At 57.5% G+C, this 23,984-nt stretch carries 19 protein-coding genes and 1 pseudogene; 9 read left to right on the top strand and 11 right to left on the bottom strand.

Annotated elements, in window-relative coordinates; all coding sequences use genetic code 11:
- A complete protein-coding gene (locus MMW58_RS05245; RefSeq protein ID WP_241723691.1) occupies nucleotides 1–1,428 on the bottom strand; it encodes a glycoside hydrolase family 1 protein in 1,428 nt (475 codons plus the stop codon).
- 7 nt (nucleotides 1,429–1,435) lie between these two features.
- Entirely contained in the window at nucleotides 1,436–2,773 is a 1,338-nt protein-coding gene (locus tag MMW58_RS05240) for a PTS sugar transporter subunit IIC (RefSeq protein ID WP_133600458.1), read from the bottom strand.
- A gap of 312 nt (nucleotides 2,774–3,085) precedes the next feature.
- On the opposite strand from MMW58_RS05240, the gene MMW58_RS05235 reads away from it, so the two are divergent.
- Nucleotides 3,086–4,084: a LacI family DNA-binding transcriptional regulator gene (locus MMW58_RS05235; protein WP_166646214.1), complete on the top strand. Its 999-nt coding sequence runs from the start codon at nucleotides 3,086–3,088 to the stop codon at nucleotides 4,082–4,084.
- A 1-nt stretch (nucleotide 4,085) separates the two neighbouring features.
- Here MMW58_RS05235 and lysA read toward each other — a convergent pair whose 3' ends face one another.
- Complete coding sequence (gene lysA, locus MMW58_RS05230) at nucleotides 4,086–5,348, bottom strand: diaminopimelate decarboxylase (RefSeq protein ID WP_241722854.1); 1,263 nt, start codon at nucleotides 5,346–5,348, stop codon at nucleotides 4,086–4,088.
- Between the two features lie 134 nt (nucleotides 5,349–5,482).
- On the opposite strand from lysA, the gene MMW58_RS05225 reads away from it, so the two are divergent.
- A complete protein-coding gene (locus MMW58_RS05225) occupies nucleotides 5,483–6,409 on the top strand; it encodes a LysR family transcriptional regulator (RefSeq protein ID WP_133600579.1) in 927 nt (308 codons plus the stop codon).
- Here the strand turns inward: MMW58_RS05225 and MMW58_RS05220 are convergent.
- A pseudogene (locus tag MMW58_RS05220) lies at nucleotides 6,396–6,491 on the bottom strand (aspartate/glutamate racemase); the annotation flags it as partial. The gene MMW58_RS05225 and the pseudogene MMW58_RS05220 overlap by 14 nt on opposite strands.
- A 147-nt stretch (nucleotides 6,492–6,638) precedes the next feature.
- Here MMW58_RS05220 and MMW58_RS05215 point away from each other — a divergent pair.
- The 5 genes from MMW58_RS05215 to MMW58_RS05195 all read left to right on the top strand — a co-directional run bounded on the left by MMW58_RS05215 (nucleotide 6,639) and on the right by MMW58_RS05195 (nucleotide 11,726).
- Complete coding sequence (locus MMW58_RS05215; RefSeq protein WP_133600461.1) at nucleotides 6,639–6,965, top strand: cupin domain-containing protein; 327 nt, start codon at nucleotides 6,639–6,641, stop codon at nucleotides 6,963–6,965.
- Nucleotides 6,966–7,497: 532 nt separating this feature from the next.
- Nucleotides 7,498–8,388, top strand: coding sequence for a carbohydrate ABC transporter permease (locus tag MMW58_RS05210; protein ID WP_041147051.1), 891 nt, complete (start codon nucleotides 7,498–7,500; stop codon nucleotides 8,386–8,388).
- Nucleotides 8,381–9,283 carry a carbohydrate ABC transporter permease gene (locus tag MMW58_RS05205; RefSeq protein WP_045857405.1) on the top strand — a complete coding sequence of 301 codons (903 nt, stop codon included), beginning with the start codon at nucleotides 8,381–8,383 and terminating at the stop codon, nucleotides 9,281–9,283. Before MMW58_RS05210 ends, MMW58_RS05205 begins: the two co-directional genes overlap by 8 nt.
- A gap of 12 nt (nucleotides 9,284–9,295) precedes the next feature.
- Nucleotides 9,296–10,423, top strand: a complete 1,128-nt coding sequence (locus MMW58_RS05200) for an ABC transporter ATP-binding protein (protein WP_241722853.1) — start codon at nucleotides 9,296–9,298, stop codon at nucleotides 10,421–10,423.
- A gap of 16 nt (nucleotides 10,424–10,439) precedes the next feature.
- A complete protein-coding gene (locus tag MMW58_RS05195) occupies nucleotides 10,440–11,726 on the top strand; it encodes an ABC transporter substrate-binding protein (RefSeq protein WP_041147054.1) in 1,287 nt (428 codons plus the stop codon).
- Nucleotides 11,727–11,838: 112 nt separating this feature from the next.
- On the opposite strand, the gene MMW58_RS05190 is transcribed toward MMW58_RS05195, so the two are convergent.
- From MMW58_RS05190 to MMW58_RS05180, 3 genes are all read right to left on the bottom strand, one after another.
- Complete coding sequence (locus tag MMW58_RS05190; RefSeq protein ID WP_241722852.1) at nucleotides 11,839–13,182, bottom strand: carbohydrate porin; 1,344 nt, start codon at nucleotides 13,180–13,182, stop codon at nucleotides 11,839–11,841.
- A 251-nt stretch (nucleotides 13,183–13,433) separates the two neighbouring features.
- Nucleotides 13,434–14,867, bottom strand: a complete 1,434-nt coding sequence (locus MMW58_RS05185; protein WP_241722851.1) for a glycoside hydrolase family 32 protein — start codon at nucleotides 14,865–14,867, stop codon at nucleotides 13,434–13,436.
- A gap of 18 nt (nucleotides 14,868–14,885) precedes the next feature.
- A complete protein-coding gene (locus tag MMW58_RS05180; protein ID WP_045857395.1) occupies nucleotides 14,886–16,127 on the bottom strand; it encodes an MFS transporter in 1,242 nt (413 codons plus the stop codon).
- Between the two features lie 245 nt (nucleotides 16,128–16,372).
- Between MMW58_RS05180 and MMW58_RS05175 the strand changes: the two genes are divergently transcribed.
- A complete protein-coding gene (locus MMW58_RS05175; RefSeq protein ID WP_159236216.1) occupies nucleotides 16,373–17,368 on the top strand; it encodes a LacI family DNA-binding transcriptional regulator in 996 nt (331 codons plus the stop codon).
- On the opposite strand, the gene araE is transcribed toward MMW58_RS05175, so the two are convergent.
- Together araE and kduD are read right to left on the bottom strand one after the other, a co-directional pair.
- Nucleotides 17,369–18,787, bottom strand: a complete 1,419-nt coding sequence (gene araE / locus MMW58_RS05170) for an arabinose-proton symporter AraE (protein WP_045857390.1) — start codon at nucleotides 18,785–18,787, stop codon at nucleotides 17,369–17,371.
- 307 nt (nucleotides 18,788–19,094) lie between these two features.
- Nucleotides 19,095–19,856: a 2-dehydro-3-deoxy-D-gluconate 5-dehydrogenase KduD gene (gene kduD, locus MMW58_RS05165; protein ID WP_045857388.1), complete on the bottom strand. Its 762-nt coding sequence runs from the start codon at nucleotides 19,854–19,856 to the stop codon at nucleotides 19,095–19,097.
- Nucleotides 19,857–20,402: 546 nt separating this feature from the next.
- Here kduD and MMW58_RS05160 point away from each other — a divergent pair.
- A complete protein-coding gene (locus MMW58_RS05160; protein WP_241722850.1) occupies nucleotides 20,403–21,578 on the top strand; it encodes an oligogalacturonate lyase family protein in 1,176 nt (391 codons plus the stop codon).
- Nucleotides 21,579–21,791: 213 nt separating this feature from the next.
- Here the strand turns inward: MMW58_RS05160 and MMW58_RS05155 are convergent, their stop codons facing one another.
- Both MMW58_RS05155 and MMW58_RS05150 read right to left on the bottom strand, forming a co-directional pair.
- A complete protein-coding gene (locus MMW58_RS05155) occupies nucleotides 21,792–22,487 on the bottom strand; it encodes an oligogalacturonate-specific porin KdgM family protein (protein WP_123708688.1) in 696 nt (231 codons plus the stop codon).
- A gap of 255 nt (nucleotides 22,488–22,742) precedes the next feature.
- Nucleotides 22,743–23,921 (bottom strand): acetyl-CoA C-acetyltransferase, encoded by a 1,179-nt coding sequence (locus tag MMW58_RS05150; RefSeq protein ID WP_133600469.1) that lies wholly within the window; start codon nucleotides 23,919–23,921, stop codon nucleotides 22,743–22,745.
- Nucleotides 23,922–23,984: the final 63 nt, after the last annotated feature.

Below are 23,984 nucleotides of genomic sequence, written 5' to 3'. Positions count from 1 at the left end.
CTAGCGCAACTCATCGTCGATATCCAGCGTCAGCTCGCGGCTTTCGCGCAGCGTGCGAAACCAGCCGGCGGAAGCCTTTGGTCGCCGCGCCCGGCCGTTCTGCAGATCGATTTCAATCAGCCCGTAGCGATTTTTAAAGGCGTTCATCGGCGACACGTTGTCGGTAAACGCCCACAGCATGTAGCCGTGACAGTTGGCACCCGCCTCCCGCGCGAGCAGCGTCTGCCAGAGATGCTCGCTGATAAAGCGAATGCGGTACTCATCGACAATGGTGCCTTCGCCGTTGCGAAACTGGCCTTCGTTTTCGACGCCCATGCCGCTTTCGGCGATAAACCACGGAATATTGCGGTAATCATTTTTAATCCGCATCGCCATATCAAAAACGATACGCGGATAGATTTCCCAGCCGCGGGAGGCGTTCATTCGCCGCCCGGGCAGCTCGAAGGGTTCGTAATACCAGGTCGGATGGAACGGCGTCTGCGGGTGCCAGGCGCGCGACGGCGCCTTCACCCGGTGCGGGTAGTAGAGGTTAATGCCCAGCTCATCCACGGTATTGTCGCGGATAATCGCCAGCTCTTCGGCGCTGTAGTCCCAGGAGACGTCGTGCTGCGCCAGCAGCGCAAACAGCGCTGGCGGGTATTCGCCGTGGACCAGCGGGTCGAGGAAGATGCGGTTATAGAACAGATCGTAAACTTCGGCGGCGCGCACGTCGTGAGCCGCCGCTGAGCGCGGGTAGGTCACTTCCGGGTTCAGAATGCAGCCTACCGTTCCGCGATAGCCCTTGTCGCGAAACAGCCTGACCACCTTCGCCGTCGCCAGCACCTTATGGTGGTTCCACTGCATCCACGTGCCGGTATTCTGCTCGTAGGGCCAGCGCAGCGCGTCAAGGTAGACGCGGGTTTGCACGACAATCGGTTCATTGAAGGTAAACCAGCGCGTGACCTTGTGGTGATAGCGGGCGAACACCTTCTCCGCGTAGCGGACGAACAGCTCGACGACCTTTTTGGCCGCCCAGCCGCCGTACTGCTCCAGCAGGTAGCCCGGCAGCTCGTAGTGTTCAAGGCAGATCATCGGCTCGATGCCGTTCGCCAGCAGCTCGTCGAACAGCTGGTCATAGTAGGCCGCATACTCCTCATCAACCGTGACGTTTTCATAGTCGGTCAGAAAGCGCGACCAGTTGATTGAGGTGCGGTAGTGGGTCAGCCCCGCCAGCTTCATCAGCTGGACGTCCTCGCGAAAGCGGTTGATAAAATCGGTGGCCACCGCCGGGCCGTAGCCGTTATGCCAGACGTGGCGGTCGCGTTTGTACCAGAGATCGGGCCAGGAGTCCTGCCCCTCTTTCTTGCCGCTCCAGCCCTCGGTCTGCCAGGCGGAGGCCGCCGCGCCAAGGATAAAATCGTCGGGAATCGCAATCCTTTTTGTACTCATCATATCCTCAGGCGTTATCGGTTATTTGCGCGTTTTCCGCCTGCCGCTGCGCGGTTTCCAGACGGCGGGAGGCAATCTTCACAAACGGCAGGTAAATCAGTACCGCGGTGATGATACAAACCAGCTGGGTCACCACCGCCCCCATCGAACCGGCGGTAGAGAGCCAGGCGTTAATCAGCGGCGGCGTGGTCCAGGGCACCATCACCACCGCTTTTCCGGCAAATCCGGCCGCGGTGGCGAAGTAGCCGATGCTGCCGGTCACCAGCGGCGTGATGATAAAGGGGATCGCGAGGATCGGATTGAGCATGATCGGCATACCGAAAATCACCGGTTCGTTAATATTGAACAGCCCCGGGCCGATCGACAGCTTGGCGATCTCTTTCATCTCTTTACGCTTGCTGGCGATCATTACCGCAATCAGCAGGCCGATGGTCAGCCCCGAGCCGCCGATGCTCATATAGACGTCCCAGAACGGCATGGTGATGATGTTCGGCACCTCTTTTCCCTGCTCAAAGGCGCTCATATTGACGGTAATCGCCCCCAGCAGCAGCGGCTCGCGGATCGGTTTGATCATCTGATTGCCGTGAATACCGATAACCCAGAACAGCTGGGCGACGAACATCAGCAGCAGGATCCCCGGCAGGCTTTGCACCACGCGCTCCAGCGGCTGCTGCACCACCAGGTAGACCGCGTCATACAGATACATGCCGGTCAGCTGATGGAAAATAAAGCCAAAGGTGGCGATGGCGGTGGTGGTAAAAATCGCCGGGATCAGCGCCGAAAACGACGCCGCCACGTTCGGCGGCACGGTATCCGGCATCTTTATCTTCAGCCCCTTGCGCGTCTCCAGCCAGCAGTAAATCTCGACCGACAGAATGGCGATAAACATGCCGAGGAACAGGCTGCGGGTGTCCGAGAACTGGCGCAGCAGCACGTCTTTGACCACGTGCATCTGGCCGTCAACCATCATCTCGACGGTGGTTGGGGTGACGCAGATAAAGCAAATGACCGCCAGCAGGCCGGGGAACAGGCTCTTGATACCGTTAATGCGCCCCAGCTCGATGCCGATCAGAAAAACGGCGCCAATATTGAGGAAGTTGAGGGTCGCATAGTTTATCGCGCTGGTAATCGGCTTGAGCGCGGCGAGAAACGACAGCGACTGAAAGCTGGCCAGTCCGTTCTTCGGATCCAGCACCATATTTGAGATCAGCACCGAAAAGGCGCCAACGATGATCACCGGCATCAGGGTAATAAAGGCGGATTTTATCGCCATGATGTAGCGGTAGCTGTTGAATTTCGTGGCGAAACTCCCCAGTGAGTCGATCAGTTTTTCCTGCAATGCCATAGAGGATACCTCAGGTTTAAGGGCTTTTTGCGCGCCAGGTGTACAGCCGAACACCTTTTGGCATACCAAAAAATAGTCACTGGCGGCAAAAAGTTCTGTGATTGAGATCTCAACGCCCGATTTGGCATTCCAAATTTTATAGCCTTGCCATATTGGCATACCGCATTAGCGGCATCGCTTTCACCGCAGCGCAGTTCCTGCAAAAAGCGTGATCCCGATAGTTCTTTGCGCGGCGTAGAGGTCATATCCCCCTGAATGTCTGTGATAAACTGCAAAACACCACGTGATATCAGGAATCGATGAATGGCTACAATGCTGGATGTCTCAATTCGCGCAGGCGTCTCTAAAGCGACGGTTTCCCGCGTGTTGAACGGCACAGGTCAGGTAAAAGAGAGTACCCGTCAGCAGGTATTCAAAGCGATGGAGGAGCTGGGGTATCGGCCGAACTTTCTCGCCCGTTCGCTGGCCAACCGCACGAGTAACAGCATCGGACTGGTGGTTTCCACCTTCGACGGCTTCTACTTTGGCCGTCTGCTGCAGCAGGCCTCGCGCCAGACCGAAGCCTGGGGAAAGCAGCTGATTGTCACCGACGGCCACGATGCGCCGGAGCGCGAAGAAGAAGCGGTGCAGATGCTTGCCGATCGCCAGTGCGACGCCATCATCCTCTATACCCGTCATATGAGCGAAAAGAAGATCATGTCGCTTATCGACTCCATCGAGATGCCGCTGGTGGTGATTAACCGCGACGTCAGCCTCGCGCGCGAGCGCTGCGTTTTCTTCGAGCAGGAGGATGCCGCATTCCAGGCGGTGAACTATCTGATTGCCCAGGGCCACCGCGAGATCGCCTGCCTGACGGTCCCCATGCACACGCCAACGGGCAAGGCCCGCCTGCAGGGCTACCGTAAGGCGCTGAAAAAAAATGGCATTGCGTGGGATGAGGGAAGAGTAAAATACGGCGATTCGACGATGACCCGCGGCTACGAGCTGTGCCGGGAGCTGCTGGAGGAAAAAACGCCGTTCAGCGCGCTTTTTTCCTGCAACGACGATATGGCGCTCGGCGCCTCAAAAGCGCTGCATCAGGCCGGGCTGCGGATCCCGCAGGACGTTTCGCTATTTGGTTTTGATGACGCCCCCAGCGCGAAGTGGCTGGAGCCGGGCCTGTCGACGGTCTATCTGCCCATCGACAATATGATCACCACCGCCATCGATCAGGCGATCAAGCTTGCCAACCATCAGCCGATCGAAACGATCCCGCCGTTTACCGGCACGCTGGTGCTGCGCGAGTCGGTCACGACGGGTCCCTGGTTTTAGATCAGATTTGCTCTAAGACCAGCAGCTCCTGAATGGTCTGGCGGCGGCGAATCAGCCGCGCGCTGCCGTTATCGAACAGCACTTCCGGCAGCAGCGGTCGGCTGTTGTAGTTTGAGGACATCGACGCACCGTAGGCGCCGGTATCGTGCAGCACCAGGTAATCGCCCGGCGCCACGTCAGGCAGCAGGCGCGTTTCCACCTTCCCCCCTTCCTGCTGGGTAAAGACATCCCCGGATTCGCACAGCGGTCCGGCGACCACGGTTTCAATCATCGGCGCCGCGCTAAGATCGCGGCCGTCCGCCGCCAGGGCGCTGATGTGGTGGTAGCTGCCGTACATCGACGGACGCATCAGGTCGTTAAAACCGGCGTCAATCAGCACAAAGTGACGGCTGCCCATCTCCTTCACGCTGCGCACCTGGGAGACCAGCACGCCGGATTCCGCCACCAGGAAGCGACCCGGCTCGATCTCCAGCTTCACCGGATGGCCAAGATGCTTCGCCACCTGCTCGCGGGCGGCGTTCCACAGGCCGTAATAGTGATCGGTATCGATCGCCTCTTCGCCTTCGCGATACGGGATCGACAGGCCGCCGCCGGCGGAGATCGCCTGCAGATCCTGACCAAACTCGATCACCTGGCGCACCATCGCGCCGCACACCTGCTCGAGGTGAGCATAATCCACCCCTGAGCCAATGTGCATGTGAATCCCCACCAGCTGCAGCTGATAGCGACGCATCACCTCCAGCGCCGCCGGCAGGTGGCTATACCAGATACCGTGCTTGCTGTTTTCGCCGCCGGTGTTGGTTTTCTGGCTATGGCCGTGACCGAACCCCGGATTGACCCGCAGCCACACGCGATGGCCCGGCGAGACTTCGCCCAGCTGGCTCAGCATATCCACCGATCCGGCGTTCACCGGGATCTGCAGCTCCTTCACCCGCTCCAGCGTTGCGTCGTCGATCAGATCGGCGGTAAAGACAATATCTTCCGGATGCTGCTGCGGATCGTAGCCCGCCGCCAGCGCGCGCTCAATCTCGCCGAGGGAGACGGAATCCACCTTCACGCCCTGCTCGCGCATCAGGCGCAGGATATGAATATTCGAACACGCCTTCTGCGCAAAGCGCACCACGTCAAACTTGCTGAGCTGGGCAATCTGGCGGCGAATAATCTGCGCGTCGTAGACCCATACCGGGCAGCCAAACTCGGCGGGCAGGCGCAGCAGGTTATCTGCGGTCAGGTCGGTATCGGTGGCGTAAAGCGAGCGTGGCATGGTGAACTCCGGCGTTGTCTGCGTTGTGCGTGTTTTTTATGATTACGCCATAGCCCGAAGGGAATAAAAAATATCGTTTTATCGTGAGTCTATGCAAAAATGATATGGACACCTGATGCCACCCGAGAGCTGCCATGCCCGCCGTCAATTTGCGTCATATCGAAATCTTCCACGCGGTGATGACCACCGGTAATCTGACCGAGGCCGCCCGCATGCTGCATACTTCCCAGCCGACGGTCAGCCGGGAGCTGGCGCGCTTTGAAAAGGTGCTGGGACTGAAGCTTTTTGAGCGCGCTCGCGGCCGCTTGCAGCCCACGGTCCAGGGGCTGCGGCTGTTTGAAGAGGTGCAGCGGTCGTGGTACGGGCTGGACAGGATCGTCAGCGCGGCGGAAAGCCTGCGCGAGTTTCGCCAGGGCGAGCTGTCGGTGGTGTGCCTGCCGGTATTTTCCCAGTCCTTTTTACCGCTGCTGCTGCAGCCGTTTCTGGCGCGCTACCCGGAGGTCAGCCTGCAGATTGTTCCCCAGGAGTCGCCCCTGCTGGAGGAGTGGCTCTCCGCCCAGCGCCACGATCTTGGCCTGACCGAAACCCTGCATACGCCCGCCGGCACCGAGCGCACGCCGCTGCTGACGCTGAATGAGGTCTGCGTCCTGCCGCAGGACCATCCGCTCGCCGCGAAGCAGGTTCTGACTCCCGCCGATTTCCACGCTGAAAACTACATCAGCCTGTCGCGGACCGACAGCTATCGCCAGCTGCTTGACGCCCTGTTCCTTGAACATCAGGTCAAGCGGCGAATGGTGGTCGAAACGCACAGCGCCGCGTCGATTTGCGCGATGGTGCGCGCGGGCGTCGGCATCTCGGTGGTTAATCCGCTCACCGCCCTCGACTATGCCGAAAGCGGCGTCGCGGTGCGCCGCTTCAGCATCGATGTGCCCTTTACCGTCAGCATGATCCGCCCGCTGCACCGCCCCGGTTCGGCGCTGGTCGACGCCTTTATTCACCACTTGCAGCACAGCCTGGCGCAGATCCAGCGCCCGCTCGATAGGGTGCTTAAGAAAGCATAAACTCCACCGCGTCCGCGGCGTGAATGGCCGCGGTATCAAATACCGGCAGCGGGCTGCTTTCTACGGGCACCAGCAGGCCAATCGTTTTCATTATTCGCTCCTTTTATGGTTTCCCCCGGTGAAGCAAACTTGTGATCGGCTTTCCACTTCTCTCGCCGATCGTTTCTTTTTAGAAAATTGTGCGATAAATTAAATGAAACATTGTTTCACTTAACAACAGGACCCGCGGATGTTTATTTTTCATAAAGAGACCACGCTCGACGATCTGGGCAACGGCGTGACCCGACGCATTCTGGCGCACGGCGGCAAAATGATGGCGGTTGAGGTTAACTTTGACGTCGGCGCCATTGGTCCGATGCATAACCACCCCCACGAGCAGCTGACCTACGTGCTTTCAGGTGAGTTCGAATTCACCATCGGTGATGAGAAACGCGTGGTCAGCGCCGGCGACACGCTCTACAAGCAGCCGCATATTATGCACGGCTGCGTGTGCCTGAAGGCGGGAACCCTGCTGGATACCTTTACGCCCGTTCGTCAGGATTTTCTGCAAAACTAATCTTCCCCGGGCGCGGTAGCGGAAGAGCGGGCATGCCCCCCTCTCCTGCCACCGCGCCCCCACACGTCCATTATTATTTGTTAAAAAATATGTACAAAGGCAATCATTAGCCGGGCAATAAAATACCGCACATCTGCGCCAGATCACCTTTCCGGCACCTCTCCCCAGCCCTTACCAGCCTTACAAAACGCCCGCCATCTCATTTTTTGAAACATCGTTTCGACTCCGATCACATTTCCACTATGAATCGAATGACTCTGTAATAAATCGCAATAAAATAAATTTAAAACGGCGTTTTATAAAATTAAAGGCGCCGGGCATAGCAAAGCCGAACCGGTGCACGCTCAGCAGGGAGCTGCGGGTGACAAACCATGACAAAAACAGGGTTCAACAAGGAAGGAAGCGCCAGCACAGATACCAGCAACAGATTAACTTTTCCGGCTGCTTTTCAGCGCGGATAGCGCACACAGCGTGAAGTACACCGGGTATAAACCGAATCCGTTTTACAAACTCGTAAGCCAGGTAGGTATGTATGAATGAAAACAAGCTGCTGGGATTGGCATGGATATCGCCCTATATCATCGGGCTGATAATCTTTACCGCCTTTCCCTTTGTTTCATCTTTCTTCCTCAGTTTCACTGAGTACGACTTGATGAGTCCGCCGGTATTTAACGGCATTGAAAACTATCGCTACATGCTGACCGAAGATTCTCTCTTCTGGAAGTCCATGGGCGTCACCTTCGCCTATGTCTTTTTAACCATTCCGCTGAAGCTGGCCTTTGCGCTGGGCATCGCGTTTGTTCTCAACTTTAAGCTACGCGGCATCGGTTTCTTCCGTACCGCCTATTACATTCCGTCGATTCTCGGCAGCTCCGTCGCCATCGCCGTACTGTGGCGCGCGCTGTTCGCTATCGACGGCCTGCTGAACAGCTTTATCGGCGTGCTGGGCTTCGACCCGGTTAACTGGCTCGGCGAGCCGTCGCTGGCGCTGATGTCGGTGACCCTGCTGCGCGTCTGGCAGTTCGGTTCGGCAATGGTGATTTTCCTCGCGGCGCTGCAGAACGTTCCGCAATCGCAGTACGAAGCGGCGATGATCGACGGCGCCTCGAAGTGGCAGATGTTTATGAAGGTGACGGTGCCGCTGATTACGCCAGTGATCTTCTTCAACTTCATTATGCAAACCACCCAGGCATTCCAGGAGTTTACCGGACCGTACGTGATAACCGGCGGCGGCCCAACCTACTCCACCTATCTGTTCTCACTCTATATCTACGACACCGCCTTTAAGTACTTCGATATGGGCTACGGCGCGGCTCTGGCATGGGTGCTGTTCCTGGTCGTCGCGGTGTTTGCCGCCATTGCCTTTAAGTCTTCGAAATATTGGGTGTTCTACTCCGCCGATAAGGGAGGCAAAAATGGCTGATATCCAACAAATTTCCGCGGCCCGGGACATCGCAGAGCGCGAGGTTGCCAGAACGCTGCGGCGGGAAAAAATGAACGCCAGCATCCGCTATGTGATCCTGCTGTTCGTTGGCCTGCTGATGCTCTATCCGCTGGTGTGGATGTTCTCGGCGTCGTTCAAACCAAACCACGAGATCTTCACCACCCTCAGCCTGTGGCCCGCTCACGCGACCTGGGACGGGTTTATCAACGGCTGGAAGACCGGGACGGAATACAACTTCGGCCACTACATGCTGAATACCTTCAAGTACGTGATTCCGAAGGTGATCCTGACCATTATCTCCTCCACCATCGTGGCCTACGGCTTTGCCCGCTTCGAGATCCCGTGGAAGAAATTCTGGTTCGCCACCCTCATCACCACCATGCTGCTGCCGAGCACCGTACTGCTCATCCCGCAGTACCTGATGTTCCGCGAAATGGGGATGCTGAACAGCTATCTGCCGCTGTACCTGCCGCTGGCCTTCGCCACCCAGGGGTTCTTCGTCTTCATGCTGATTCAGTTCCTGCGCGGCGTGCCGCGCGATATGGAAGAGGCGGCGCAGATTGACGGCTGCAACTCCTTCCAGGTGCTGTGGTACGTGGTGGTGCCGATTTTAAAACCGGCGATTATCTCGGTCGCGCTGTTCCAGTTTATGTGGTCAATGAACGACTTTATTGGTCCGCTGATTTACGTCTATAGCGTCGATAAGTATCCGATCGCGCTGGCGCTGAAAATGTCCATCGACGTCACGGAAGGCGCTCCGTGGAACGAAATTCTGGCAATGGCGAGCATCTCCATTCTGCCATCCATCATCGTATTCTTCCTGGCTCAACGCTACTTCGTACAGGGCGTCACCAGCAGCGGAATTAAAGGTTAAGAGGGAAATATCATGGCTGAAGTTATTTTCAAAAAACTGGAAAAGGTCTACTCCAACGGCTTCAAAGCGGTACATGCTATCGACCTGAAAATCGCTGACGGGGAGTTTATGGTGATTGTCGGGCCATCCGGCTGCGCCAAATCCACCACCCTGCGCATGCTGGCGGGTCTCGAAACCATCAGCGGCGGCGAAGTGCGCATCGGGGAGAAAATCGTTAACAACCTCGCGCCAAAAGCGCGCGGGATTGCGATGGTGTTCCAGAACTACGCGCTCTATCCGCATATGACGGTGCGCGAAAACCTCGCCTTTGGCCTCAAGCTGAGCAAGCTGCCAAAGGATCAGATTGAAAGCCAGGTTAACGAAGCGGCAAAAATCCTCGAGCTGGAAGAGCTGCTCGACCGCCTGCCGCGCCAGCTCTCCGGCGGCCAGGCCCAGCGCGTGGCGGTTGGCCGGGCGATCGTTAAGAAACCGGACGTATTTCTGTTCGATGAGCCGCTCTCTAACCTCGACGCCAAGCTGCGCGCCTCGATGCGTATTCGTATCTCCGATCTGCACAAGCAGCTGAAGAAATCCGGCAAACCGGCGACCACCGTCTACGTCACCCACGATCAGACCGAAGCCATGACCATGGGCGACCGTATCTGCGTGATGAAGCTGGGCCACATCATGCAGGTTGATACCCCGGACAATCTGTACCACAAGCCAAAAAATATGTTTGTCGCGGGCTTTATCGGCGCGCCGGAGATGAACATCCGTCCCTGCAAGCTGGTTGAGCGCGACGGCCGCCTGCATATGCACGTCGGTGACGATCTGCTGCCCCTCAACGATACCCTGCAGAGCAAAGCCGAAGGCTATAAGGACCAGCCGCTGTTCTACGGCGTGCGCCCGGAGTTCGTCTCTATCTCAGACCAGCCGTTCGCCGAAGGCTGCGGTTCCGGTGAGATGGTGCGCGTGGAAAATATGGGCCACGAGTTCTTTGTCTATATGAAGGTTGCCGATTATGAGCTGACCGCCCGCGTCCCTTCCGACGAAGCGAGGCCGATGATCGAAAAAGGGCTGCATCGTAAGGTCTATTACCAGTTCGATCTCAACAAATGCCACCTCTTTGATGCGGCGACCGAACAGAACATCTCTCTGTAATCACTGGAGTATTAAAATGAAAAAAGTGCTCTTAAGCGCCGCAATCTCCGCCACTCTGGGCCTGACCGCGCTACCTTCTCTGGCACAGGATGTCGACCTGCGCATGTCCTGGTGGGGCGGCAACGGCCGCCATCAGGTGACCCTGAAAGCGCTGGAAGAATTTCATAAGCAGAACCCGGATATTAACGTCAAAGCGGAATACACCGGCTGGGACGGCCACCTCTCGCGCCTGACCACGCAAATCGCCGGCGGCACCGAGCCTGACGTGATGCAGACCAACTGGAACTGGCTGCCTATTTTCTCGAAAAACGGCGACGGCTTTTACGACCTGAATAAGATGAAGGACGTCATCGATCTCAGCCAGTTTGACGCGAAGGAGCTGCAGTCCACCACCGTGAACGGCAAGCTCAACGGCATTCCCATTTCCGTGACCGCCCGCGTGTTCTACTTTAACGACGAAACCTGGAAAAAAGCCGGCGTTGCCTACCCAAAAACCTGGGATGAGCTGATGGCGGCGGGCAAAGCCTTTGAAAGCAAGCTCGGCAAGCAGTACTACCCGGTGGTGCTGGAGCACCAGGACACCCTGGCGCTGCTGAACTCCTATATGATTCAGAAGTACAACCAGCCGGCTATCGACGATAAAACCAAGAAATTCTCCTACAGCAAAGAGCAGTGGGTCGAGTTTTTCCAGATGTATAAAAAGCTTATCGACAGCCACGTCATGCCGGACACCAAATACTACGCCTCGTTTGGCAAAAGCAATATGTACGAGATGAAGCCGTGGATCCAGGGCGAGTGGGCGGGGACCTACATGTGGAACTCCACCATCAACAAATACTCCGACAACCTGAAGCCGCCGGCGAAGCTGGAGCTGGGGGAATACCCGATGCTGCCGGGCGCCACCGACGCCGGCCTGTTCTTTAAGCCCGCGCAGATGCTCTCGATCGGTAAATCAACGAAAAACCCGGAAGCGGCGGCGAAGGTGATTAACTTCCTGCTGAACAGCAAAGCCGGGGTCGATACCTTAGGACTCGAGCGCGGCGTGCCGCTGAGTAAGGTGGCGGTGCAGTACCTGACCGAAGACGGCACGATCAAGGCCGACGATCCGGCGGTTTCCGGGCTGAAGCTGGCGCAGTCCCTGCCGGCGAAACTCTCCGTGTCGCCCTACTTCGACGACCCGCAGATCGTAGCCCAGTTCGGCACCTCCCTGCAGTACATCGATTACGGGCAGAAATCCGTAGAAGAGACGGCGGCGGACTTCCAGCGTCAGTCGGACCGCATTCTCAAGCGCGCCATGCGCTAATTCAGCCCTGCCAAACCTCCCCGCGGCTCCCGCTGCGGGGGATTTTTTGCCACCAGCCCGTCATGAAAGGCAAACCGCCCCGCGGGATGCCGGGACCGGCGGCTTTTTCCCCTCAGAAGAAGTATTTGAAGCGCACGCGAGCGCCGTAGCGTTCGTCCGATCCCGCGCTTTTCTCCGCCGATGAATCCAGCCACGAGGCGTAGGCGCCGAGGTAAATGTTAAAATTCGCCATATCCATGATATTCGGCAGCAGCCACGAGGCGTGCAGCGTGTGGATGTCATAGCGCCCCGGGGCGAGTACCGCGCACTCGTTGTCGCATTCTGCGCTCACGCCCGCCAGATTAAACTGGTCGATTTTGTTATGCGCATAGATATAGCCCAGCTCCACGCGATGCCATAGCGCGTTGATGCCGGCGCTGAAGTCCTGCTCATCCGTGGCGTCGAGATAGGCGGTACTCAGATTCACCACCGCGCCATCCTGCGGGTCGGCCTTCAGCGTGTTCCAGCTCATGGTCATGCCGTAGCCGGTACGGCTCGACTGGTCGACCCAGCGGCCGCGCGGGTCCTGATAGCCGTAGGCATTATTGACGAGGTTACTCTCCATCGCCGCCGCCACCGACCACGCGCCGGATTGCCACGCCACTACCGGACGCACGTAGGCGACGTTTTTCTGGTTATCCAGCGCGTTGCCGTGATAGTTGCGATCGACGAAGAGCGTGCTGCCGTCCTCCACCAGCGTATTCACCTCGAAGTACCAGCTGCCGAGATTTTTGCTCAGCAGGAAGTTGCCGCCGCTGCTGCTGCGTCCGCGCCCCTCTTTCATCATATAGATATAGCCGTAGCCGTCGCTGTAAAGATCGTTCGCCGTATTGCCGGAATATTCAATAAAGGTATCCTGATTTAGCGGGAACATATCGTAGGCTTCAAAGCGCCCAATTTTAATTTTCCAGTCATCCTGCTGGCCAAAGAAAAAGGCCGCATCGTCCAGATTCATCTTGCCATTAATATCCGCCAGCGGCTGTACGCTGAAGCCGGCATACTTGCCATCGGCCCCTTTCCGCAGGCCATCAAAGCCGAGAAGAATACGTCCGTTAATATCCCAGCGCTCTTTTTCCCCCGGCGCCCAGCTTTTATTCGCAGTGGTCCTCACCGAGGTCAGGCTACCGGTACGGCTGGCGCCATCCATATTAAACTCAACGTCGCCATAAAACTTTAATTCGCCATAATCATTGACCTGCAGCGCGGGTTTAGCCGCCGCGTTGCTGGCCGCTACCGCCGGCGTCTCCTGACGCTTTAGCGCCCGAATCTCCGCCTCGGCGCTGGTTGCCCGCTGCTCGGTCTCCTGCAGTCGCTGCTCCATTTGCGCCAGCCGTTCTTCGAGTGTTAATGGTTCCTGCGCATTAGCCAGAGGGGTAAATAAAGACGTCAGAAAGCACCCGACCCAGATTTTATTCATCGGTAAACCCTTTTATTATTTAATTAAATGAAATCTTTATTTATACCCTAAATAATTCGAGCGGCATCAAGGCGGCAAGAGAGCGAGTTCCCAGGCGCTTACTAAAGTAAGTGACCAGGGTGAGAGTGCAGCCAGCGCGTATGCAGCCTGAAGTATGACGGGTATACAGGTAAAGCACGACGATGATGACAATAATAACCCGCCCATCGTCGCAGACGGGTTATTAACGGCATAATAAAACGGTAACGATATTATTCGAGCTGCCAGGCCCCGGCCTCAGATAAGCTGGCCGATCCGCTCCACGCAAATAAGGTTAATTCACGGCGAGCGGCATCCGGATAAATACGGCTGCTGAGGCAGGCTTCGCCCTCGTTAACGAAGACCTCGACGGAAGAGCTGTCGAAAAATATCCGTAGCCTGAGCGGCGCCCCGGCGGTTAACGGCACGCTGCGCGCGCCGCACAGGCCATGCTGCGGATAGTGACGCTCCAGCACCAGGCGCTGCATCTGCGCGTCAACGTAGACCCGCAGGCCGTCGCCGAAGCTGAGGCCATACTGCTCAGCGCTGCAGCTGGCGCTATCCCAGTGCAGGATAACCTCCATCGCCTCGCAGTTTTCCACCAGCATGGTCTGCTGATTTTTCAAGGTGCTTACCGGCCACGGGAACCACGCTCCGCGCAGGCTTTCGACCTCTTTCGCCGGACGCATCTGCAGCCGGCTGTCGGCGCTCAGGCTCAGCTCGCGCGGCAGCGAGAGCATCCCCGCCCAGCCGTCCTGCTGCTCCGGCAGCGGCGACTCCCACATATCCAGCCAGCCGATAACGATCCGCCGACCGTCCGGCGTCAGGAAGCTCTGCGGCGCATAAAAATCATGCCCGCTGTCCATCTCCACAAACTCGCCTTCGCGCACAAAGGTGCCGCCCGGCTGCCAGTCGCCGAGCAGATAGCCACTTTGGAACAGGTTCCGATTCTGATAGCCCTGCGCCGCCATGCCCTGCGGAGAAAACATCAGCACGCGCCTGTCGTTGAGGGCAAAAAAGTCCGGGCACTCCCACATATAGCCCATCTCTTTTTCCGCCTCATCAAGCACGCCCGCGTCCTGCCACTGGCGCAGGTCGGCCGAACGGTAGAGGCGCACCTGGCCGACGTCGCCGAGGCGCGCGCCGACGATCATGTACCAGCTATCGCCCTCGCGCCACACCTTAGGATCGCGGAAATGGTGCAGCCCCGGCGGGGTATCGAGGACGACCCCCTGGCGCTCAAAGTGGATGCCGTCGCGGCTGGTCGCCAGGCACTGCACCTGATACAGGTTGGCCTCATCGTTCGGGTCACCGTGGAATTTATGCCCGGTATAAATCAGCGCCAGCGTATCGCCGTCGACCACCGCGGAGCCGGAGAAGCAGCCGTCCTTATCCTCCGAGCCTTCCGGCGCCAGCGCCACCGGCAGATGCTCCCAGTGCACCAAATCTTTACTGCGCGCATGACCCCAGTGCATCGGCCCCCACTGCGTCGAGTAGGGATGGTGCTGGTAAAAGGCGTGATACCAGCCGTCGAACCACACCAGGCCGTTAGGATCGTTGATCCAGCCCGCGCGGGCGGCAAGATGGTAGCGCGGGTACCAGCGCAGGTTCAGCGCATCGCTTTTCGCCTGCAGTTCCTGTTCGGCGTTGCTAATTGAGTAGGTCATAGTCTTCACTCTTGTCATTCAAATAACGGAAGGTTGCGGCATCAGCGGGTCGGATGGTGACTTAGCCGAGCGCAGCAAGAAGATGGAGATAAAGGTGGTGAAGAACACCAGCAGGCCCATAATCAAATAGGACCGGGCAAAGCCGTATATCTCGTAGCTATAGCCCGCCAGCGGCGACAGCACGGTAGCAATAACCGAGCTGGTGCAGGCAAAGCCCACCAGATAGAGCGTCGATGAGAGGCGCTTATCAAAGTTTAAGCTGTTGTATTTAAAGATAGATACCAGCAGGATCGGCAGCTCCACCGCGTGCAGCAGCTTGGTGATAGAGATGAGCAGCGGCCCCTCTACCAGCCCGGAGGCCACCATCCGCAGCGCCATCACCATACCGGCGAAAATCAGGCCATTTTTCGCGCCAATGCGGTTAACCAGCCAGGGCGCGCAGAACATCCCCGCCGCCTCAAGAAACACCTGGAAAGAGTTCAGGTAGCCGTACATGGCGTTGCCCTCCTGCAGGGTGGCGAACTGCGAGGAGAAGTAGACCGGGAACTGCTGGTCGTAGACGCCGTAAATACAGGTGCCGACGACGAAAAACACCAGCGCCCAGAAGCGGCGCAGGGTGAGCAGACGCAGCGCGTCCTCCAGCGTCACCTTGCCGCCCGCCACCGCTTCCTCCATCGCCTGCGGCGCAGAGGAGACCCGCAGCCGCGCCAGCAGGACGAAGAATACCAGGCCGGAGCAGCTGGCGACGGCAAAGTTCAGCTTCGGGTTGATGTTAAACAGCAGGCCGGCAAAAAAGGTCGCCACCGCCCAGCCCAGCGATCCCCACATCCGCGCTTTGCCGAACTCAAACTGGCTCTGGCGCGCCACGCGCTCGGTGTAGGACTCGAGCACGCCGATACCGCCGTTGAAGGTCAGGCCGATGTAGATCCCGCCAAAAATACTGCCGAGAAAAATGTTAATGCCCAGCAGGTAGCCAAACAGCAGATAGGCCGGCCCGGAGAGGATCAGCAGCGCGGTGATATACCAGAGCAGGTTTTTACGCAGGCCGAGCTTATCCTGAATAAAGCCGTAGCAAATTTGGGCAAACAGCGCTGAAACGGAGAGAACCGCGTAGATGATGCCGGTATCCCCCGCCTTCAGGCCGACCTCCTGATGGAGCCAGATAGAGAGCAAAGAGCCGGACGAAGACCAGGTCACGAAAAAGAAGAACAGTAAGGCGCTGAGTATCGGATAGCTGTGAGAGTGATGTGCTTTCATCATGACGTTCTCTGTTGGAGTAATGCGCAGATGGTAACGTTAACAAAACCTAAAACTCATGCCCTTTTGCTGAGATACATGATGTTAATCACATAAGTTAACGTTAACATAATAGAGATGCGATCGCGATCAAATATTCCTCGCCATCGCTGCGGCGCATCCTGCGATAGAATATCGCACATGATCCTTTTACATCAGCGACTTAGTTATATAGCCTGTTGCCTGGCGACAGCGTTGGAGTAGTAAATATGGCATCCTTGAAAGATGTGGCAAAACTGGCAAACGTCTCTCTGATGACGGTCTCACGGGCGCTGAATAGCCCGGAGCGCCTGAAGCCAGAGACTCTGGCTCGCGTTCAGGCCGCCATTGAACAGACCAACTACGTCCCCGATCTCTCCGCCAAAAAAATACGCGGCGCCCACGCCACGCCAAACACCATCGGAGTTCTGGCGCTGGATACCGTCACCACCCCCTTCTCGGTGGAAATTACGCTCTCAATCGAAGAAACCGCGCGGGCGCACGGCTGGAACAGCTTCGTGGTCAACATGTTCTCCGACGATAGCCCGGACACCATCGTCGACCTGCTGCTCTCCCACCGGCCGGACGGGATTATCTACACCACCATGGGGCTGCGCCAGGTGCCGCTCCCGGCCAAGCTGCTGACCCTCCCCTGCGTGCTGGCCAACTGCGAAAGCCTCCACGACCCGGTGGCCAGCTATATTCCGGACGACGAGCAGGGTCAGTATGCGGCGGTGCAGGCCCTGCTGGCGGCAGGCTATCGCCGTCCGCTGTGCCTGCATCTGCCGGCGAAGCATCTGGCGACCGTGCGCCGGCGCCAGGGGCTGGAGCGCGCCTGTCGGGAAGCGGGTCTCGATCCGCATACGCTCGAACACGGCTATATGGAGTATGGCGATGAGCACTATCGCGACATCCCGGCGATGCTGCTGGCAAACATTCGCGCGGGTAAGCCGCAGTTCGACTCGGTGATTTGCGGTAACGATCGCATCGCTTTTATGGTTTATCAGACGCTGCTGGCGCAGGGCCTGCGCATTCCGCAGGACGTGGCGGTGGTCGGTTACGATAATATGGTCGGCATTGGCGATCTGTTTTTACCGCCGCTCTCAACGGTGCAGCTTCCGCATTATGAAATAGGGCGCCTGAGCGCCCTGCATATTATTAACGGCGACAGCCATCGGGATACGGTGCGGGTTGCCAGCCCCTGGCTGCCGAGGGAGTCGCTGTAATCAGTTGCCAATATCGCGCAGCTTCTTGCCGGACATCAGGTTGCGCTCGATGTGCTCAAGGGTGACGTTTTTGGTTTCCGGGATCAGCCAGAAGGTCACCCCGATAAAGGCGACGTTGAGCGCGGTATAGAGCCAGAAGGTGCCGGCGGCGCCGATCGCGTCGAGCAGCGTCAGGAAGGTCGCGCCGATAATCATATTCGACACCCAGTTGGTGGTGGTGGAACAGGTGATGCCGAAGTCGCGGCACTTCAGCGGCTGAATTTCCGAGCACAGGATCCACACCACCGGGGCGGCGCTCATCGCGTAGCCGGCAATACACATCATGGTCATGCCGACGGAAAGCCAGGACAGGCCGCTGGAGGCGGTGCCGTTATCAAACTGCATCAGGCAGTAGCCGAGCACCAGCGTGCCCAGCGCCATCACGCTAAAGCCGATTTTCAGCGCCGGTTTACGCCCGGCTTTATCCACGGTAAACACCGCAATAAAGGTGGCAAACATAAAGGTCAGGCCGACGACGAGGGTCGCCATCATCTGCTGCTCGGTGGTGGTGAAGCCCGCCATTTTAAAAATACGCGGCGCGTAGTACATGATGATATTCATCCCGGTGAACTGCTGCATCGCCTGCAGCAGCATGCCGAGGAACACCGCCCGACGGACGTTGCGGTTGATCTTAAACAGCGCCCAGCCGCCCTGCTTGAGCTTCAGGCTTTCGCGAATTTCATTGAGCTCGTCCCGGGCTTTTTCCGAGGTATCGCGCAGCATGCGCAGCACCTCTTCCGCCTCGACGTGCCGCCCCTTCTCCGCCAGCCAGCGCGGGCTGTTGGGCAGGAACACGACCAGAATAATCAGCAGGACCGCAGGCAGCGCCAGCACTCCCAGCATGGCGCGCCAGTTGCCGCTGTAGCTAAACGCCGTATCGGATAAAAACGCCATCACGATACCCAGCGTCACCATCAGCTGATACATGCTTATCATCTTACCGCGGACATTTTCACTTGCCATTTCAGAGAGATAAAGCGGCGCGGTGTAGGAGGCGATCCCGACGGCAACGCCAAGGAGAACCCTCGCCAGCAGCAGGACCTCCACGCTGTTGGCAAAGGCGGAGCCGATGGATCCGGCAACAAACAGTATCGCCCCGACCATCAGGCTGTATTTACGCCCGAGGCGGAAAGAGAGCCAGCCGTTGAACAACGCGCCGACGGCGGCGCCCAGCATCATGCTGCTCACCACCCACTCCTGCAGGCGGCTGGATAAGGCAAAATGATCGGTAATAAAGGGCAACGCCCCGGCAATCACCCCGATATCGAGGCCAAACAGGAGCCCGGCCACCGCGGCGGCAATGGAGACAAACTGGTTCATGCGCCGGGTATCGCGCTGCGTACGCGGCATTAACGTAGAGTCATTATTAATTGAGGTCATTTTTCCCTGCCAGAACATAGTAAGACGTGATGAGAAAGTACGGGATCGGCGGGACAATGTGTCAGGGTGGAGATGCCAAAGATATGGACTAATTAGCTACTAGCCATCGTTTTGTGATGGACATTCAACTTTCATAGCGATGCGAAAACTTATCACCCGCAGATAAAAACCCAATATTCATGCGATTAATCGCCACTCTATAACCAATTGATATGGATTATTTTCATTTATCGATATGGACAATTAATGTTCACTCATAAAAAAACCTGCCGTCTGTGGCAGGTTTTTTATTCGGCAAAGCGGGAAATTAGCGCGCCAGCCAGCCGCCGTCCACCGCCACGGTATAGCCGTTGATGTAGTCGGACGCGCTGGAGGAGAGGAACACCACCGGCCCCATCAAATCGCTCGGCAAACCCCAGCGGCCCGCCGGAATACGCTCAAGAATTTCGGCACTGCGCTGCTCGTCGGCGCGCAGCTGCTGGGTATTGTTGGTCGCCATATAGCCCGGCGCGATAGCGTTAACGTTGATGTTGTGCTGCGCCCACTCGTTCGCCAGCAGGCGGGTCACGCCCATCACGCCGCTTTTTGAGGCGGTGTAGGAAGGCACGCGAATACCGCCCTGGAAAGAGAGCATGGAGGCAATGTTGATGATTTTGCCGCCGTTGCCCTGGGCAATGAAGTGCTTCGCTGCCGCCTGAGACATAAAGAACACGCTCTTGATATTCAGATCCATCACGTCATCCCAGTCCTTTTCGCTGAACTCAAGGGCATCCTGACGGCGGATCAGGCCGGCGTTGTTGACCAGAATATCGATATGGCCAAATTCAGCGACGGCGCGCTCCAGCAGCTGCGGGATCCCCTCAATCTGGCGCAGGTCGGCGGTCAGGCTGAGAAAACGACGGCCCAGCGCGGTGACGCGCTCAATCGTCTCCGTTGGCTCAACGATATTGATACCGACAATATCGCAGCCCGCTTCCGCCAGCCCTACCGCCATGCCCTGGCCCAGCCCGGTGTCACATCCGGTCACAACGGCCACTTTACCCTGGAGAGAGAATGTATCGAGTATCATACCTGGTTCCTTTATCTTTCAGATAGCCCGTACTACACAGGCGAGGTTCTATAGGTTCGACCGGCTGTTTGCGCTGGCCATTATGGTTAGAAGAACTCTCTGGGGCTGGCCCATCATAAAAATAAAACAGAGTTCCGTTTTGCAAGTGGACCCATCTTATCTCCGGGCAAGGTCATTTTCAATTATTATTAAAACATCGTTTCAATTTTTAGCGAAGCAAATGGTAAAAATGCAAATCAGATCACGAAGCGCTGACCCGACCTGAAACAATAAAGAATGAAATTCATTTAAATACAAAGCATTATAGAAACTTAGAAAATCATCATCAGATCGCAGAAAGTCGGCATAAAAACAAAGTTCCCTCCTCATGCCGCTGCCTGGAGGCAAAAAAGTGCGATCCAGAGCAGGAAGTTATTGCGAACTGCGCTCGCCATCACAAATAATGAAACGATGTTTTGATAAATTAACACCTATCTTTTAAATCAAACTCATCTGCTCACACGCCCCTCAGGGAGGCGGCAGCGCAGGAAGGAAAAGGAGCACATCATGGCTAAAGGCATGCGGGTAAAACTCAACTATGAAGTCAGCCGCGATCCCGATACCGGGGCAGAGGTCACCCGCTTAACCCCTCCGGAAGTGACCTGCCATCGTAACTATTTCTATCAGAAATGCTTTTTCAACGACGGTAGCCACCTGCTGTTCGCCGGTGAATTCGACGGGCACTGGAACTACTACCTGCTGGATATCGCCGCGGCCGAAGCCGTCCAGCTCACCGAAGGAGCCGGCGACAACACCTTCGGCGGCTTCCTCTCGCCGGACGATACCTCCCTCTATTACGTTAAAAACGACCGCACGCTGCTGGAAGTTAACCTCACCACCCTGCAGGAGCGCGAAGTCTATCGCGTTGCCGACGAGTGGGTGGGCTACGGAACCTGGGTCGCTAACAGCGACTGCAGCAAGCTGGTCGGCATTGAGATCGCCAAAAGCGACTGGACGCCGCTCAACGACTGGCAGACCTTCCACGACTTCTTCCATAAGGGCCCGCGCTGCCGCCTGCTGGGCGTCGATTTGCAAACCGGTGAAAGCCGCACCATCCATGAAGAGAAAAACTGGCTGGGCCATCCTATTTATCGGCCGTTTGATGACAACACCGTCGCCTTCTGCCACGAAGGCCCGCACGATCTGGTTGATGCCCGCATGTGGATGGTGAATGAAGACGGCAGCAGCGTACGTAAAGTCAAAGAGCATGCCGAGGGCGAAAGCTGCACCCACGAGTTCTGGGTGCCGGACGGCTCGGCGCTGATGTACGTCTCCTACCTGAAGGGCCAGCAGGGACGCACCGTTTACCGCTTTAACCCGGATAGCGGCATGAACGAAGCGCTGATGCAGATGCCCGCCTGTTCGCATCTGATGAGTAATTTTGACGGCACGCTGCTGGTGGGCGACGGTTCCGGCACCCCGGTAGACGTGAAGGATACCAGCGGCTATACCATCGATAACGACCCCTATCTGTACGTTTTCGACGTGGCGAAGCGAGCCTTCTTCCGCGTTGCGCGCCACGATACGTCGTGGGCAACCATCGCCAACAGCCGCCAGGTGACCCATCCGCACCCCTCCTTTACGCCGGACGATAGCGCGATCCTGTTTAGCTCCGATAAGGACGGTAAACCGGCTATCTATATCGCGAAGATCCCCGAGCAGCGCGAGATGCTGCAGGCATAACCTGTTGTAACCTGAGTTTGATTGAGTACTTCTGTAACTGGCCTTGCCCTCCTTTTGGAGGGCTTTTTTTTGGCCCGCAGCCGGCCACATTCAGGCGCTCGGGAGCAGCGAAGAGTACGCCCTCGCGCGTCATAATCAACGGAGGATGGCGGCTGATTAACGGCAAAACCCCGGCTAACTGCGCCGGGGTAAACGATGAGGCTGTTGTTTATATCAGAAGGTGTACGCCACGCCTACGCGGAAGCGGGTCTGGCGGTCGCTGCGGTCGTTAACGCCAACGTTACCCACCTCGCCGTAGGGCGCCCAGTTCTTATCCAGCTTATAGGCCAGCTTGACGTTATATTCCTGGGAGTAGGGTTTATTGTCATTACGGTTTACGCCTTCGCTACTGCGGGCATAAACGTAGTTCAGCTCGGTACGCCAGTCGCCCAGCACGAAGCCCGCCCACGCATCGCCGCGGTTAACTTTATCGTCCTCTTTGCCCGCGCTTGCCGGGTAGCGGGTGTAGTCGTAACGGTAGCGGGCAGCAACGTAGAAACCGTTATCGAAGCTGTACTGCACGCGCAGGTTCGGCTTATAGATTGAGCGGCTGTCGTTACTTTCAATATTGAAGCCCGGCGTGACGGAGAAATTCTTGTTCGCCTTCCACTGCCAGCTGATGGTTTCTTCATGCCCGTTGCCCACAAAGTCTGAATAAGGCTGATCGGTGTTATCCCCTCCTGACTTCCACTTTGCCTCGACGGAGAAACCAAAGCCGTTGGCGAACCGGTGCGACACGGAGACGCGGTCGGCGTTGGTTTTATCGGTTTTACCGCCGTCGATGAATTCATGACGCAAATCCACCGTGACGGCCGAAGCAGAAAAAGACGCGGCGCAGAGAGCAGCAAGGGCCAGAGATCGTGCAAACATAGGGTACCCCTCAAAATTAAAATTATGTTTCTATTTTATGAAACTGCATTTTATTTTTTAAGAGATGATGTTTTAGTGATCGAGATCGTAATTATTTGTTTCAAAAAACATGGCACATAAAGACGTGACAAAGCTCAACAAATAGGGCCGTTATTCGCCCTTTTTGCTGAGATCTATCGCGGAAATCATGCTTAGCACAAATAAAAAAGCCCCCTGATGACAGGAGGCTAAGAAGGGGAAACGCTTTTTTGGCCGCTACTCTCGTTCCACCGCCAGCGCGACGCCCTGGCCGCCGCCGATGCACAGCGTGGCCAGCCCTTTACGGGCGTCCCGTTTGATCATTTCATGGACCAGCGAAACTAAAATGCGGCAGCCGGAGGCGCCGATAGGGTGGCCGAGGGCAATGGCGCCGCCGTTGACGTTGACCCGCCGCTCGTCCCACTCCAGCACCCTGCCCACCGAAATAGCCTGCGCGGCAAACGCCTCGTTGGCTTCAATAAGGTCAACCTCGTCCAGCCGCCAGCCCGCTCTTTCCAGACAGCGGCGGGTCGCATGTACCGGCGCAATTCCCATTAGCGCCGGATCGACGCCAACGCTTGCGAACGCGCGGATCCGCGCGAGGATCGGCAGGCCAAGCTCCAGCGCCTTCGTCTCGCTCATCATCATCACCGCCGCCGCGCCGTCATTAATGGTTGAGGCATTGCCCGCGGTCACCGAACCCAGGCGGTCGAAGGTCGGCGGCAGACAGGCCAGGCCTTCGGCGCTGGCGTCAACCCGCGGCTGCTCATCGGTATCCACCCGCCGCGGCGCGCCGTTCTGCTCGGTCATTACCGGGACAATCTCGTCGCGAAAGCGGCCGGAGTCGATCGCCCGCCGCGCCTTGTGCTGCGAGCTCAGCGCCCAGGCGTCCTGCAGCTCGCGGCTGATGCCGTACTCCCGCGCCAGGTTTTCCGCCGTCACGCCCATATGGTAATCATTGAACGCGTCCCACAGGCCGTCGTGAACCAGGCTGTCGATCAGCTGGCTGTTTCCCAGCTGGGCCCCGGTGCGGCTGTCGGTCAACACGTGCGGCGCGCGGCTCATATTCTCCTGGCCGCCGGCAATCACCACGTCCGCCTCGCCGCACTGAATAGCCTGCGTAGCGAGATGCAGCGCCTTCAGCCCGGAACCGCAGACGTCGTTAATGGTGATCGCCGAAACGGTGTTCGGCAGCCCGCCGCGGATCGCCGACTGGCGCGCAGGGTTCTGCCCGGTGCCGGCGGTTAAAACCTGCCCGAGGATCACTTCATCAATAGCGTGGGGATCGATTCCGGCGCGCTCGACCAAAGCCTTAACCACCAGACTCCCCAGCTCCACCGCCGAGTGGCGCGATAGCGTCCCCTGGAAGCAGCCAATAGGCGTCCGCAGCGCGCCGACGATCACGACATCTTTCATCCTCTACCTCTGCCTGCCTCTGTGCAAAGAAACAACAACATAGTAGAGAATTGTTATCAAAAA

This window comes from Klebsiella sp. HC6 (assembly GCF_022605325.1).
Lineage (GTDB): Bacteria > Pseudomonadota > Gammaproteobacteria > Enterobacterales > Enterobacteriaceae > Klebsiella > Klebsiella terrigena.
This window is presented reverse-complemented; position numbering and strand designations above follow the sequence as displayed.